Consider the following 12,529-nt stretch of genomic DNA (forward strand, 5'->3'; position numbering starts at 1 on the left):
ACCCGATCCGCCCTCCCGCCCGCCGCCCTCTGAGGAGACCGCCATGACCACCCCGCCCGGTGCGCAGAGCGCCGCACTCTCCGACCTCTCGCTCGGCCGCTTCGGCTACTCCCGGGTGGCCCTCGTCCTGACCGGCTCCGCCATGACCCAGGTCATGCCCTACTGGATCCAGTGGGCGCGCGCCGCCGCTCCGGCGACCGAGTTCCGCGTGCTCGTCCGCGACTCGGCCTACCGCTTCACCACCCGGCACAACCTGGAGTCGCGACTGCGCGGCCGGATCCAGGACGACCGCTGGGACGACGAGATCGTCGTCGCCCACGTCGACCTCGCCGAGTGGGCCGACCTCATCCTGATCTACCCGGCCACCCTCGACTACGCCTCGCGCCTCGCGCACGGCATCACCGACTCCCCGTCGCTGCTCGCGGCCCTCACGACGGAGGCGCCGGTGTGCATCGCTCCGTCGCTGCCGCCGCGGGCGCTCGGCAACCCGGTCGTCGAGTCCACCCTCGCGCTGCTGCGCGAGCCGGCCAACTTCACCGTCATCGACCCCGTGCCCGGGCCGAGCGAGTCCAGCGACACGGCGCTCGCCTGGGTGCCGCCCGCGTTCCCCGCGGTGCTGCGCCACCTGGAGTCGCTGCGCACGGCACCGGCGGCCGCGGAGGAGGCGAGGTCGGCGTGAGCACCACCGCCCCTCCGCGGGCCCTCGTCACCGGGCTGCTCGTCACCGAGCTCTCGGAAGGACCCGACGGGACCACCGTCTGGACCCGCCGCCTCGGAGAGCAGGCGCCGCTGCCGTTCTCGCCGGTGCCCGTCCGCCTCGCAGCGCCCGATCCCCGGATCGTGCCGGGAGGCGCCGACCCGTCGATCCGCCGCTACCGCACCACCGCCCGCGCCCTGCTGCCCGCGCTCCTCCACGAGCTGTCGGAGGAGGCGCTCGTCTCCGTCGGCCGCGAGTGGAAGGGCGCGCTGGACGCGCTCCACGGCGCCCGGCCCGCCGGGGAGCCGCTCCCTCCGCGTCCGCTGCAGCGCGCCCGCGGCTGGCTCGCCGGTGGCTGGGCGCCCGCCGCCGAGGAGCTCGGCGCCGGCGGTCTCCTCGAGCTCGCCGACTGGGCGGAGGCGGTCGTCGCCTCGCCGGCCGCGGTCGTGGTCCACGGCCACCCCGGCCTCGCCCACCTCGTCGTCGGCGGGACCCGCGTCGCTCTGCTCACGGGCGAGGACGTCGGGCTCGCCGACCCGGTCTGGGACGCCGCCTGGGTGCTCGGGGAGCTCGCAGAGCTGCACGCCTTCCACCCCGCGCTCCGCCCGGCCCTCGACGCGCTCCGCCGCGGACTCTCGCTCGAGGAGGACCACGACGCCGAGCTGCTGCGCGTCGGCACCGCGTTCCGGCTGGCCCAGCACGCCGTCGACTGGCACCGCTCCGGGGGCGCCAGCAGCGATCAGGCGCGGCTGCTGCTGCGCCTGTCCGCCGCACAGCTGGGGGAGCGGGCGGAATGAGCGCCCGCGACGTCCCGACCCTGTCCGCCGCCCTGCCCTCCGGCGCCCGCGCGCTCGTCGTGCACCGGCCGGAGGTCCGCAACGACTCGGTCGCCCTCGCCGTGCCCGCCGGTATGCGCCACGAGCGCGACGGCGAGGAGGGGATGCTGCACCTGATCGAGCACCTCGTCTACCAGGACAGCGAGGGGGTCGCCGGTCTCGTCCGGCAGACCCGCGTCGCCGAGAGCGGCGGCGTCCTCGGCGGTCACACCCACCTCGACTACTCCGAGTTCTTCGAGACGGGCTCTCCCGGGTCGGCCGCCGTGATCGCGGAGCGGCTCGTCGAGCAGGTCTTCCGCCCCGCCTTCCTGCCGGAGCAGATCGCGGAGCAGATCCGCGCGGTCGCCTCTGAGCGGGCCGCGCGCCTCGCCCCCGCTCCGGGCGGCGTGCTGCCGTGGCCGCACCTGACCGCCCGCTACTGGGCCGACGCCCCCAACGCGCACGACGGCAGCGGCGACCTCGACCTCGAGGGCCGCGCGACCGAGCCCGTCCTGCGCGCGTTGCACCGGCGCCACTACAGCCCGGCCGGCTCCGTGCTGGTCGGCGTCACGGCCGACGACCCCGCCCGGCTCCTGGACCGCCTGGTCGCGGCCCTCGCGGAGGCGCCCGATCGCGCGGCAGGACCGGTCGCCGTCCCACCTGGGACGGCCCGCCCCGAGTACCGCGCCGAGCCCGCCGCCCGCCGGCTCGCCGCGACCGCCGCCGCGCCGTCGACCCGCGTCTCCGACGAGCTGCTCGGCGACCTGATCGCCGCCGAGGCGCTCGCTGCGCAGGCCGGACTCGACGCGAGCGCCGGACTCTTCGGCCCGGGCGACACCGTCGCCGACGACCTCTTCGTGCTGGTCGACGACACCGCCGTGCCCGTCGATCCGTGGCACCGCCTCCGCGCCCTCGCGGTGAGCGACGACTCCGCCCTCGAGCACGCCCGGCATCGCGCGGTGCTGCGTGCGGAGCGGCTGGTGCACGACGACGAGCGTCTGGCCCGCACCGTCGCCCGGGATGCCCTGCTGCGCGGTGCGCCCGGCTTCGCGGGCGAGCTCGTCGACTCCCTCGCCGCGCGGCCGCCGCGCCCGCTGCTCGCGGACGCCGCGGCCCGCCTGGCCGAGCAGCCCTTCGCCGCACTGGGCGTTCCCGCCGCCTCCACCCCACCAGGAAGGAGGAGCCCATGACCGCCGCACCCCCGCTCGCCGTCGTCGACGAGCGCTCCCGCTTCGCCGTCGTCGCCCTCGGCTGGCGCGACCCGGCCGGAGACGACGGGCCCGACCGCGCTGCCCGCCTCCGCTCGGCCGTTCCCCCCGGAGCGGTCTCGCTCGCATGGACGGCGACGGCCGGGGCGCAGAGCCTCACCGCGGTGCTCCCTCCGGAGGGCGCCGCGGCCTGGACCGCCCTGACGCTCGAGCGCGCCCAGGGAGCCGGGGATCCGGTGCTCGCCGTGGTCGGGCCCGAACGCGCCGTCTGCGAGACGTCCCGGCCCGTCTCCGTGCCCGCCGCGGCTCCGCTGCCGAGCGCTCTGCACCAGTCCCGCGAGCAGGGCTACGAGAGCACGATCGTCACCGGCGCGGACCCGTCCGGCGAGGTCGGCCACGCCGCGACATTCCTGGCGCTGTGCCGCCTCACCGCGGGGGCCGAACCGCTCGTCCCCGCCGCACTGCGCTCCGCCGGCGGCGATGCGGTCGCCCAGGTCGCGCGGGGCCTGCGCTCGAGCCGCCCCTCCCTCACCTGGCAGGTCGTCTCCCCGGCCGGCCAGGGCATCCCGACCCTCGAGACCGTGCTGCGCACCGTCCTCGACGGCCGCGCCGCGCACGGGGAGGGAGCACGCGCCGCGCACGCGTTCGCGCGGGCGAACCTCCTCCGCGCCTGGCGGTCGCCCGAGACGCTCGCGCGCACCCTGGTGGAGTACGAGGTGATGGGCTGGGGCGGCGCCCTGGTGCTCGATCCGGAGCCGGCGCTCGCCGCGGTCGACGAGAGTGCGCTCGAGCGGGCGGTCGCGGGGCTCGTGCGGCCCGTCGCCGACGTGGTCGGCTGGGGCTGAATCCGGCGGGCTCGATCAGCTCCGGCCGGGACGCGTCCCCAGGTCGACGAGCCCGTGCTCGATCGCCGAGACCAGGATCTGCACCCGGTCGCGCACGCCCAGCTTCTCCATCACCTTCACGAACCGCGCCTTCACGGTCGACTCGGTGACGAACAGCTCCTGCGCCATCTCGCGGTTGCTCATCCCGCGGGCGAGCAGGCGGATCACCTCGAGCTCCTTCTCGGTGAGCGCCTCGAGCAGATCGGGGTCCGGCACCGTCTCCGCCGGCACCGACTCCTCGAGCCCCTTCACCACGTGGCGCGTGACCTCGGCGGAGAGCACGGACTCGCCCGCGAGCACCGCGTGCACCGCCGCGATGATCTCCCGCGGCTTCGTGTCCTTGACCAGGTAGCCGGAGGCGCCCGCGCGGAGCAGGTCGACGACGTAGCGGTCCGTGGTGAACGTGCTGAGCCCGAGGATCGCGATGCCCGGGTGCTCGGCGTGGATCCGCTCGGTCGCAGCGACGCCGTTCATGACCGGCATCTGCATGTCCATCAGGATCAGGTCGGGCTGGAGCGTCGCCGCCTGCTGCACCGCGATCCTCCCGTCGGAGGCCTCGCCCACCACCTCGATCGCCGGGTCCTGAGAGAGGTAGTCGCGGAGGATCTCGCGGGTCATCGATTCGTCGTCCACCAGCAGCACGCGGGTCATCGCTCTCGTCCTTCGTCGGTCGCCCCCGCGACGAGCGCACCGGACGCCCGGCCCTCGAGGGGGATGGTCATGGTCGTGGTCCAGCGGCCGCCGCGGGCTCCCGCGTCCAGCCGCCCGCCGAAGACGGCGCAGCGGGCAGACATCGCCTCGATCCCGAGGTGCGAGGAGACGATCGGAGCCGCGGAGGCGATCGCGTTGGAGGAGCTCAGCTGCACCTCGCCCCCCGACACCTCGAGCCGGAGCTGCACCTCACCGGCGGTGTCGCCGTGCTTGAGCACGTTCGTGCCCAGCTCCCGGACCGTGCGCCGCAGCACCTGGCGGAGGCTCGCGGGCACCTGCGCCACGGAGCCCGCCACGTCGAGGCGGACCCGGAAGCCCGCGCGCTCGATCGCGTCGGCGACGTTCCGCACGTCGTGGACGAAGCCGACAGCGGTGGTCGTGGCGCCCGAGACCTCCGGGGTCCCGAGCAGGTCGGAGTCGCCGCGGGCGGGAGCGCCTGCCTCGTCCTCGTCCTGGAGGAGCGTCACGAGGCTCCGCAGATCCTGCAGCGCCTGCTGCGCCGCGTCGCCGATGCTCTCGAGGATGCGCTCGGTCTTGGCCGGGTCCTCGACCGAGGTCGCGCGGCGGGCCTGCATGGCGATGATGGTGACCTCGTGCGCGACGATGTCGTGCAGCTCGTGCGCGAGCCGGGTCCGCTCCTCGTTGCGGATCCGCGCCTGCTCCTCCTGGATGCGGTCGGCCCGGCGCTCGCTCCGCTCGCTGCGGCCCCGGAAGGCGTTCAGGCCCAGCCCGGCGGTGCCGCCGAAGAGGACGAACGCGCCCAGGACGTAGACGGCCGTGCCCATGGCGCGGTCGACGAGCAGCACCGCGGGCAGGAGGACGAGGGTGCCGAGCACGAAGACGAGCCCCGCGCGCCAGGGGAGGAGGAAGGTGACGAAGCCGACCACCACGATGGTCGGGAAGATCAGCGCCGCGAGCAGCAGCGGCGGGGCGCCGAGCATCAGGACGACGGCGTAGACGAGGTAGAGCGAGACCGCCGCGGGGATCGCGCCGGCGAGCAGCGCCAGGAGCGGCAGGTAGGGGAGCGCCAGCTCGATCCAGCCGCGGACCGACGTGAGGTCGACGCTGCCGCCCATCAGGTCGATGACGACGAGGAGCGTGAAGGAGCCGAGGAGGAGGGACCGGGTGATCCAGCCGCCGGGCAGCGTCCGCACGTCGTTCGTCCACCGCGTCGTCCCCACCACGGGACCAGGGTACCGAAGCCTTCTCCGAGCCCCGTCGGCCTTCCGTACAAGGGCGGACTGGTCTTTCGTACAGGAGCGGTGCGACGGGGCGTCGCCATGCTGGTGGAGCGGTCGAGCCGATCGCACCCCTCGATCACAGGAGAACGACCATGGCCCCGATCCTCGCCGCCGCCGCACTCGCCCTCGGAGCCGTCCTCGCTCCCGCCGCTGCTCCTGCCGCCGCTCCCGTGCAGGCCGCCTCGTCCGCCGGCGTGCAGACGGTCGCCGCCTCCTACGAGTTGCCGAAGGTGCAGAAGCCGGGCGGCATGGAGTCGATCCAGGACCGCGGCGCCCTCTGCAACCTCTTCGGGATGTGCTGAGCGCAGCTCTCGGACCGGGTCAGCCCTTCAGCGGGTCGTTGCCCCAGTTCATCAGGGAGTAGCGCCACTTCGTCTCGGTGACATCGCCCGAGGGACGCTGCTTCGCGTGCCGGTGCACGTAGCCGACGACCTTCGTCATGTGGGCGTAGTCGTCGTCGCTCAGGTCGGCCTGCTTCGTGCCGAGCAGGTCGACGATGCGGCGCCCGCTCTCGTGGCCGACGGACTCGCCGCCGCCCTCCGGCTTCTGGCCGACCTCCTTCGACTCGTCGGTGCCGAGCCACTCCTCGAGCTCCTTCGCGGTCATGTTCACGGCGTCGTGGAACTCGTCGCGGGTCGTCCGCTTCTCGTCGTCGGTGGGCATCGCGGGGCTCCTCGGGTCGGTCGGTCCGGGTCGGTCGGTGACCTCCAGCGGAGCGTGTCGGAGGGGGAGAGGTCAAGCCCCGTGCGCGGTTCCAGGGCGCGCGTAGCGTCGGAGGAGTCCGCACCAGCCGACCACCGCCGACGTCCGCCGCCGGCAGAGAAGAGGCCCACATGCCCTCCCGCAACACCCTCGTCCGCAGTCTCCACGACCTCGGAGCCGCCGCCTGGTTCGGCGGCTCGCTCATGGGCGCCGTCGGCCTGAACGGCGCCGCGTCCACCTCGTCCGACCCGGCGGAGCGCCTCCGCCTCTCCTCGAACGGCTGGGCCCGCTGGACCCCTGTGCAGCTCGCCGCGATCGCCGCCCACGGCGTCGGCGGCATCGGACTCGTCCTCGCCAACAAGACCCGCCTGGCCAACCAGCAGGAGAGCCGCACGAACACCGTCGTCAAGACCGTCGTGACCGGGCTCGCCGGTGCCGCCTCGGTGATCGCCGCGGTCGCCGGAGCGACGCAGGCCAAGCACGCCGACGAGGGCGCCCCCGGCGTGACCGAGGCGTCGGAGCACAACTCACAGGAGCTGACCACGGCCCTCCGCGTGCAGAAGGTCACCCAGTGGGCCATCCCCGTGCTGACCGCCGTCATCATCGTCCTCGGCGCCCAGCAGGGCGAGCAGCAGCGCCCCGTGAAGGGCCTCTTCGAGACCACGGCGCGGATGTTCCGCAAGTAGTCCCCGCGCTCGCGCGCAGACCGTCGGCTGAGAGTGCCCGCCGTCCCCCGAGGGTGGAGGGCGGCTGCTCTCGGCCGACGTTCTGCGTGCGGGGTCCGGCTAGCGGCGCGAGGGCCGGCGGCGGACGGTCAGCGCGAGGGCTCCCGCTTGCGAACACGTCGCCTGGTCGGCGTCGGAGCCCTCGGTCCCCTTTTCGACCGTCTCCGGGAACACGCGCCCACCGATCGCTGCCTCTCGATCAGGCGCTACGCTCCGGCATCCCGCTGCTCCTTCTCGGACGTCAGAGCGTCGATCCCGTTCTCGTGCCCGACACAGCTGGCGACCGTGTCCGGATCGATGCCCAGCGCGTAGCGGACCTCTTGTCCGGCGCTCTGCTGTTCAGTCGTGGCCTCAGGGAACGTCGAGTAATAGGCGTCACTGAAATCGGCCGAGTTGGCCATCGTGTTGAGAGTGGACATCTCGGCGATGTAGGAGCCGCGGATCGTCGCGATCTGCTCGGAGACATCGCTCGGCCAGTGGTAGTACGAGTCGTCCAGGAGCGTGAGTGTCCGTCTTGTCAGATCGAGCCGAGCAGACGCAGCGGCGTGCACGCCGGAAGGGTCCGGGTCGCCACCGTTCAGAAGCTCGTCCTCGCCGGATGAGAAGGCGTCGCTCAGATTCTTGATCGCGATGTTGTTGGGGCAGACGAGGTCGAGATAACGGGACGCCGCTTGTGCGGTGTCGAGCTCGACGAACGCAGGTGTCGCGGGCGCCGCAGGTGCAGGGGTCGTCGACTCGGCCGGAGCTGCTGCGGGCGCGGAAGCCGTGCAGGCAGTCAGGAGGAGCATTGCCGCACTGAGAGCTGCAGGGAAAAGGGCTTTACGCACGGCGGCTACTCCGGGGTCGCCGAGCAGAGCGCCGACGCGAAGGCCCCGGTGCTGGTCTGCTCGGCGATGACCTCGCCGTCGAGGGTGATTCGGCAGCTGATCTCGCCTTCGTCATCGCTGCCGTTCGAGGCGGTCAGCGTGAAGCTCTGGAAGGTGAAGTCGCCTCCGGTCTGGACTTGCAGCTCCTTCGTGAAGGGGAGCGCCTGACCGGTGGCCTGCTCGGAGCCGGAGGTTCCTCCGTCGTAGGTCGACCAAGTGATGGAGGCCGCGGTAGCCGAGCCGGTGACCTCATAGACGAGCGTCCGCGGCACGGCAGCGGCCTCGGAGCTCTCGGCCTGCGCGGTGGCGATCGCGTTCGAGACGCCGCTCGCGAATCCGGCCGTGTAGACGATGGCGAGAATGATCGAGAGGACAAGCGCGATCACGTTGAGGACGGTGCCGGCGATGGCCGTGCCGCGAGAGCGGCCCTTGAGGAAGAGGCCGATGATGCCGAGGACGAGTCCGATGAAGGCGAGGAAGCCCGAGGCGTAGTTGACGATCGGGATAAGGGCGCCGATGAGCGCGAGGATTCCGATTATGAGGGAGGCGAGGCCCAGCCCGTTGCCGGTCTTCTTCGGAGCGGAGGGGGCGGAGCCGGGGAATACGGCGGGGTTGAACTCGGTCATCTGCGGAGTATGTCAGAGGCTGACAGGCAGCTGAGAATCCAGAGAGCGGTATTGCTTAGAGATGCCGTCCCGCCTGTGTTGACCCGGCTATCTCTACATAGGTAGCCTCAATCCCGTGCAGCCACTCCCTCGCCTCACGTCCGCCACCGCGGACGTCCTCCGGACCCTCCTCGACGCCGACGGCCCGACCTGGGGCATGGTCGTGATCAAGGCCACCGGGCGACCGGCGGGCAGCGTCTACCCGATCCTGGAGCGGCTCGAGGGAGCGGGCTGGGTGGTCTCGGAGTGGGAGGCCGCGAGCGAGCGGAGCGGCCCGCGTCGCCGGCTCTACGAGCTGACCGCGGAGGGCGCCCCGGCAGCCCGGGCCGCCGTCGAGCGGATGAGGTCGACCGCGCGGACGGCGCCGCGAGCGGCGGAGGCGACCGCGTGAGCGCGCTCCTGCGGCTCCTGTCGCTGTTGCTGCCCCCGCTCGCCCGCGAGCGCTACCTCGAGGAGTGGCGGGCGGACCTGGCCGGGGCCGCCGAGCTGGGACTGCCCCGGCGCGGCGTCGTCCTCGGAGCGCTCGCCCTGCTGGTGAGCGTCGACCGCGACCTGCCCGCGCACACCGGCGAGGCGCGGGGCACGCTCCCGCGCCGCCTCGCCCGCCGAGGACTCGCGCTCTTCGCCGCGGCGGCGCTGATGCTGAGCGGCATCGCGCTGACCGGCGGCGGGATCGTCCCCGAGCCGGGTGCCGCCTCCGACACCGCCCTTGCGGCCGTCGGCGCCGTGCAGACCGCGGTGCTCGTCGCCGCCGTCGCGGTCGCGGTCCTCGGCGCGGTCCACCTCCTCGGCGCTGCGGCGTCGGCCCGCACGGTGCTCGCGCGGATCTCCCTGGTCGCCGCCGTCGTCGGCCCGGTGCTCACCGCGGCCGGCCTCCTCCTCCCCGGACCCCTCGCCCTCGTCGGCCTGCCCGTCTCCCTCGCCGGACTCGTCTGCGGGGCGATCGTCCTCGGCGGCTCGAGGACCATCGCCCTCGCACCGCGGACGGCGACCCGCGCTCAGCGCCTCCCCGTCGCCCTCGCGGGCCTCGCGCTCGTGGCGGGCGTCACGGTGGTGGGTGCCGTGGATCTGCTGGTCTGGAATCCGCAGGCGAAGGTCCCCGGCGTGGCCCTGGCGGAGATCTACGCGACCATGTCCGAGCGCGACGGCTTCGAGTTCGGCTCCCACGCGATCTGGGTCACCGGGTGGGCCGCGTTCTGGACGGCCGCCGCGATCGTCGTGACGGTCGGCGCCCTCGTCGGCCGGAGGTCGCCGCTCACTCCGCGGCGGATCGCGGTGCTCATGCTGGCCCTGGTCGCCGGCGCCGTCGTCTTCCGCTTCTTCGCCGGGTTCGGCTTCGGGATGTCGGTCGCCGACACCTTCGTCACCTCCGGCGGCGACGGCTCCCTGGTCTCGGCGATCCTGCCGCCGCTCGGACAGCTCGCGCTCGCCGGCGCCGCGATCGCGGTGGGCTGGGCGCCCCGGGTCGCCCGACCGGCGGCGGCCTCCGCGGCCTGACAGTGCTCGTGCCGGCGGAGACTTTCGCCCGGCCGGCTCGGGATGCGCTAGAACGGGGCAGCCTGCCGACGTACTTCCCTTCGTGGTGAACACGCAGGGCCCGTTCCGGCGCGGCCGAGCGGCCGCCGGCCTACTCCAGTCGCCGCAGGAAGCGGGCCGGCTGGTCGAGGAAGCCGCGCCAGGTCCGCACCAGGTCGAGGTCGTCGTAGCGGCAGGGGCGCAGGCCCGTCTCGTCGAGCTCGTAGAGGTCGGCTCCGGGGAGGGCCGCGAGGATCGGCGAGTGCGTGGAGAGGACGACCTGCGAGCCGCCGGCGACCAGGTCGCGCAGCTGCCCGATCAGGGCGAGGCAGCCCGACACCGAGAGGGCCGACTCCGGCTCGTCGAGGAGCCACAGCCCGCTGATCCGGGAGCGGTTCGCCACGATGTCGAGGAACGACTCGCCGTGGCTCCGCTCGTGGTATCCGCCGTCGATCCCCACCTCCTCCAGGTAGCTGAAGAAGCCGTGCATCGTCTCGGCGCGGAGGAAGAAGCCGCGCTTGGACGCGCCGGCCCCGCGGACCAGCTGGAGGTGCTCGGCCAGGTCCGACTCCGAGGCGCGGGAGGAGTGCATCGCACCCGTGGATCCGCCCTCCGCGTTCAGCCCGTAGGCGAGGGCGACCGCCTCGAGCAGCGTCGACTTGCCCGAGCCGTTCTCGCCGGTGATCACCGTCACCTGGCCGAGATCCCAGCCCTCGGCCAGCACCTGCCGCACGGGCGCGAGCGTCGCGGGCCAGCGCGCGAGGTCGGCGGGGTGCTCGGGTCGGGCCTGCACGCGGCGCACCGGGAGGGTCGAGAACACCCGATCAGTCAAGCAGGTCGACGCTCCAGCCGGCCTCGGCCAGCGCGCGGGCCGTGTCGGCGCGGGGCGAGTAGGGGAGGTCGTCGGCGCCGACCACGCGGTAGTCGGTGTCGCCGGGGCCGACCCAGAGGACGGAGTCGGACGGGCCGGCCCGGTGCAGGGCGGCGCGGACGGCGTCGGCCGGCTCCGCGATCTCGAGCACCTCGCAGCGCTCGACGCGGCGGGCGCCGTCGACCAGGGCGCGGCGGATCCGCGCGGGGTCCTCGAAGCGCGGGTGGTGGTCGGTGACGATCACCAGGTCGGCGCGCTCGGCAGCGGCCCGGCCCATCGGCGCGCGCTTGCTCGGGTCGCGGTCGCCGTCGGCGCCGAGGAGGACGAGCACGCGGCCGGGCGTCACCTCGCGGAGGGCGTCGACGGTGCGCGCGACCGAGTCGGGGGTGTGCGAGAAGTCGAGGAAGACCCGGGGCCCGTCGGCGCCGGACACGAGCAGCGTCCGCCCGGGCACGGTGACGTCGATCCCGGAGCCGACCGCCGCGGCCACCCGGTCGCGCGCGTGGCCCGCCTCGATCAGCATCACCAGCGCGAGGGCCGCGTTCGAGGCCATGTGGCGGCCGAGGAGCGGGACGGAGGCGGTCGTCGACCAGCCGTCGCGGGCGGTGAGCCGGAAGCGGGTGCGGTCGACTGCGGTCTCGAGCACGTCGATCCGCCAGTCGGCTCCGTCCCCGGCCGAGAGCGTGACGACCGGGACGGAGGCCTCGCGGGCGACCCGGCGCCCCGCCTCGGTGTCGACGACCACGACGCCGCGGCGGCTCCGCTCGGGCGTGAACAGGCGCTGCTTGGCGCGGAGGTACTCGTCCAGGTCGCCGAAGTCGTCGAGGTGGTCGTGGCTGAGGTTGGTGAACCCGGCGACGTCGAGCACGATCCCCTCCATCCGGGAGCGCACGAGCGCCTGGGCGCTGACCTCGATGGCCGCCGCCTCGACGCCGTCCTCCGCCATCCGGGCCAGGAGCGCGTGCAGCTCGGAGGCCTCGGGCGTGGTGAGGCGGCTGGCGACGACGTGGTCGGCGCTGCGGCGCTCGGCGGTGGAGCTCAGCCCCGAGACGACGCCCAGCTGCCGGAGCACCGCGTCGAGGAGGTGCACGGTGCTGGTCTTGCCGTTGGTGCCGGTCACGCCGAGGAGCACCGGTCCGCTCCTCGTGCCGTACACCTGCGCGGCGACCGGGCCGAGGGCGGTGCGGGGGTCGTCGCTGAGGAGGACGGGCAGTCCGGATGCGCGGGCCTCGTCGAGCCCGCCCGCGTCGGTGAGCACGGCGACCGCTCCTGCCGCCGCCGCGTCGGCCGCGAACCGGGCGCCGTGGCTCCTCCTCCCGGGGAGCGCGGCGAAGAGGGCGCCGGGGCCCGCCTCGGTGTGCGCGACGGTCACCGCGGTGATGCGGACGTCGGAGCCGTCGCCGTGGAGGCGGAGCCGATCGCTCGCGAGGTCGGCGAGCGCGACACCGGCGGCGTGGAGCGGTTCGAGGAGCCGGAACACCGGCATGCGGGCCTCCTGCGGGGCGGGCGGGGCGGCGTCGCCGAGGGCCCGCGGGCGCCGCCGGGCGACCGGAGGGGGAGGGCCGAGAGGCCCATGCCTCAGCCTGCGCGCCGCTCCCCCCGATCGGGGAGGCCCTTGCCACCGCCCGC

The 12,529-nt window shown here is 74.2% G+C and carries 15 protein-coding genes; 8 read left to right on the forward strand and 7 right to left on the reverse strand.

Annotated features, from left to right (window positions below; translation table 11 throughout):
* Nucleotides 1-43 precede the first annotated feature (43 nt).
* Genes C5C56_RS06790 through C5C56_RS06805 form a run of 4 tightly spaced genes read left to right on the forward strand, consistent with a single transcriptional unit; the run spans nucleotide 44 to nucleotide 3,565 of the window.
* Nucleotides 44-679 carry a flavoprotein gene (locus tag C5C56_RS06790; protein ID WP_104225100.1) on the forward strand — a complete coding sequence of 212 codons (636 nt, stop codon included), beginning with the start codon at nucleotides 44-46 and terminating at the stop codon, nucleotides 677-679.
* Nucleotides 676-1,494, forward strand: a complete 819-nt coding sequence (locus tag C5C56_RS06795; protein ID WP_104225968.1) for a hypothetical protein — start codon at nucleotides 676-678, stop codon at nucleotides 1,492-1,494. Before C5C56_RS06790 ends, C5C56_RS06795 begins: the two co-directional genes overlap by 4 nt.
* Entirely contained in the window at nucleotides 1,491-2,702 is a 1,212-nt protein-coding gene (locus tag C5C56_RS06800) for a pitrilysin family protein (RefSeq protein WP_104246981.1), read from the forward strand. The genes C5C56_RS06795 and C5C56_RS06800 overlap by 4 nt, the downstream gene beginning before the upstream one ends.
* Nucleotides 2,699-3,565, forward strand: coding sequence for a hypothetical protein (locus C5C56_RS06805; RefSeq protein ID WP_104225097.1), 867 nt, complete (start codon nucleotides 2,699-2,701; stop codon nucleotides 3,563-3,565). Before C5C56_RS06800 ends, C5C56_RS06805 begins: the two co-directional genes overlap by 4 nt.
* A gap of 15 nt (nucleotides 3,566-3,580) precedes the next feature.
* Here the strand turns inward: C5C56_RS06805 and C5C56_RS06810 are convergent, their stop codons facing one another.
* The gene (locus tag C5C56_RS06810; RefSeq protein ID WP_104225096.1) at nucleotides 3,581-4,255 is read right to left on the reverse strand and encodes a response regulator transcription factor; all 675 of its coding nucleotides are present in this window, start codon (nucleotides 4,253-4,255) and stop codon (nucleotides 3,581-3,583) included.
* Nucleotides 4,252-5,499 (reverse strand): sensor histidine kinase, encoded by a 1,248-nt coding sequence (locus tag C5C56_RS06815; RefSeq protein WP_258059356.1) that lies wholly within the window; start codon nucleotides 5,497-5,499, stop codon nucleotides 4,252-4,254. Before C5C56_RS06815 ends, C5C56_RS06810 begins: the two co-directional genes overlap by 4 nt.
* A 149-nt stretch (nucleotides 5,500-5,648) precedes the next feature.
* Between C5C56_RS06815 and C5C56_RS06820 the strand changes: the two genes are divergently transcribed.
* Nucleotides 5,649-5,858, forward strand: coding sequence for a hypothetical protein (locus C5C56_RS06820; protein ID WP_104225965.1), 210 nt, complete (start codon nucleotides 5,649-5,651; stop codon nucleotides 5,856-5,858).
* A 19-nt stretch (nucleotides 5,859-5,877) separates the two neighbouring features.
* Here C5C56_RS06820 and C5C56_RS06825 read toward each other — a convergent pair whose 3' ends face one another.
* Nucleotides 5,878-6,219, reverse strand: coding sequence for a DUF3140 domain-containing protein (locus C5C56_RS06825; RefSeq protein WP_104246984.1), 342 nt, complete (start codon nucleotides 6,217-6,219; stop codon nucleotides 5,878-5,880).
* A gap of 170 nt (nucleotides 6,220-6,389) precedes the next feature.
* Here C5C56_RS06825 and C5C56_RS06830 point away from each other — a divergent pair, with 170 nt between their 5' ends.
* The gene (locus C5C56_RS06830) at nucleotides 6,390-6,944 is read left to right on the forward strand and encodes a hypothetical protein (protein ID WP_104225963.1); all 555 of its coding nucleotides are present in this window, start codon (nucleotides 6,390-6,392) and stop codon (nucleotides 6,942-6,944) included.
* A 245-nt stretch (nucleotides 6,945-7,189) separates the two neighbouring features.
* Here the strand turns inward: C5C56_RS06830 and C5C56_RS06835 are convergent, their stop codons facing one another.
* Both C5C56_RS06835 and C5C56_RS06840 read right to left on the reverse strand, forming a co-directional pair.
* A complete protein-coding gene (locus C5C56_RS06835; RefSeq protein WP_104257117.1) occupies nucleotides 7,190-7,771 on the reverse strand; it encodes a hypothetical protein in 582 nt (193 codons plus the stop codon).
* A 44-nt stretch (nucleotides 7,772-7,815) separates the two neighbouring features.
* Nucleotides 7,816-8,475 (reverse strand): MmpS family transport accessory protein, encoded by a 660-nt coding sequence (locus tag C5C56_RS06840; RefSeq protein WP_104261034.1) that lies wholly within the window; start codon nucleotides 8,473-8,475, stop codon nucleotides 7,816-7,818.
* 115 nt (nucleotides 8,476-8,590) lie between these two features.
* Between C5C56_RS06840 and C5C56_RS06845 the strand changes: the two genes are divergently transcribed.
* Both C5C56_RS06845 and C5C56_RS06850 read left to right on the forward strand, forming a co-directional pair.
* The gene (locus C5C56_RS06845) at nucleotides 8,591-8,905 is read left to right on the forward strand and encodes a PadR family transcriptional regulator (protein WP_104249735.1); all 315 of its coding nucleotides are present in this window, start codon (nucleotides 8,591-8,593) and stop codon (nucleotides 8,903-8,905) included.
* Nucleotides 8,902-10,011 carry a hypothetical protein gene (locus C5C56_RS06850; protein WP_104225091.1) on the forward strand — a complete coding sequence of 370 codons (1,110 nt, stop codon included), beginning with the start codon at nucleotides 8,902-8,904 and terminating at the stop codon, nucleotides 10,009-10,011. Before C5C56_RS06845 ends, C5C56_RS06850 begins: the two co-directional genes overlap by 4 nt.
* A 130-nt stretch (nucleotides 10,012-10,141) precedes the next feature.
* Here C5C56_RS06850 and C5C56_RS06855 read toward each other — a convergent pair whose 3' ends face one another.
* Both C5C56_RS06855 and C5C56_RS06860 read right to left on the reverse strand, forming a co-directional pair.
* Nucleotides 10,142-10,849 (reverse strand): AAA family ATPase, encoded by a 708-nt coding sequence (locus C5C56_RS06855; RefSeq protein ID WP_104268547.1) that lies wholly within the window; start codon nucleotides 10,847-10,849, stop codon nucleotides 10,142-10,144.
* 4 nt (nucleotides 10,850-10,853) lie between these two features.
* Complete coding sequence (locus C5C56_RS06860) at nucleotides 10,854-12,386, reverse strand: Mur ligase family protein (protein WP_104246986.1); 1,533 nt, start codon at nucleotides 12,384-12,386, stop codon at nucleotides 10,854-10,856.
* Nucleotides 12,387-12,529: the final 143 nt, after the last annotated feature.

The organism is Rathayibacter sp. AY1D1 (assembly GCF_002932635.1).
Lineage (GTDB): Bacteria > Actinomycetota > Actinomycetes > Actinomycetales > Microbacteriaceae > Rathayibacter.

Excerpts from the sequence above, each read along its gene's own strand:
- C5C56_RS06840 (WP_104261034.1), bottom strand. The coding sequence starts at position 8,475 with ATGACCGAGTTCAACCCCGCCGTATTCCCCGGCTCCGCCCCCTCCGCT.
- C5C56_RS06790 (WP_104225100.1), top strand. The coding sequence starts at position 44 with ATGACCACCCCGCCCGGTGCGCAGAGCGCCGCACTCTCCGACCTCTCG.
- C5C56_RS06820 (WP_104225965.1), top strand. The coding sequence starts at position 5,649 with ATGGCCCCGATCCTCGCCGCCGCCGCACTCGCCCTCGGAGCCGTCCTC.
- C5C56_RS06810 (WP_104225096.1), bottom strand. The coding sequence starts at position 4,255 with ATGACCCGCGTGCTGCTGGTGGACGACGAATCGATGACCCGCGAGATC.
- C5C56_RS06825 (WP_104246984.1), bottom strand. The coding sequence starts at position 6,219 with ATGCCCACCGACGACGAGAAGCGGACGACCCGCGACGAGTTCCACGAC.
- C5C56_RS06805 (WP_104225097.1), top strand. The coding sequence starts at position 2,699 with ATGACCGCCGCACCCCCGCTCGCCGTCGTCGACGAGCGCTCCCGCTTC.
- C5C56_RS06835 (WP_104257117.1), bottom strand. The coding sequence starts at position 7,771 with ATGCTCCTCCTGACTGCCTGCACGGCTTCCGCGCCCGCAGCAGCTCCG.
- C5C56_RS06830 (WP_104225963.1), top strand. The coding sequence starts at position 6,390 with ATGCCCTCCCGCAACACCCTCGTCCGCAGTCTCCACGACCTCGGAGCC.
- C5C56_RS06860 (WP_104246986.1), bottom strand. The coding sequence starts at position 12,386 with ATGCCGGTGTTCCGGCTCCTCGAACCGCTCCACGCCGCCGGTGTCGCG.
- C5C56_RS06800 (WP_104246981.1), top strand. The coding sequence starts at position 1,491 with ATGAGCGCCCGCGACGTCCCGACCCTGTCCGCCGCCCTGCCCTCCGGC.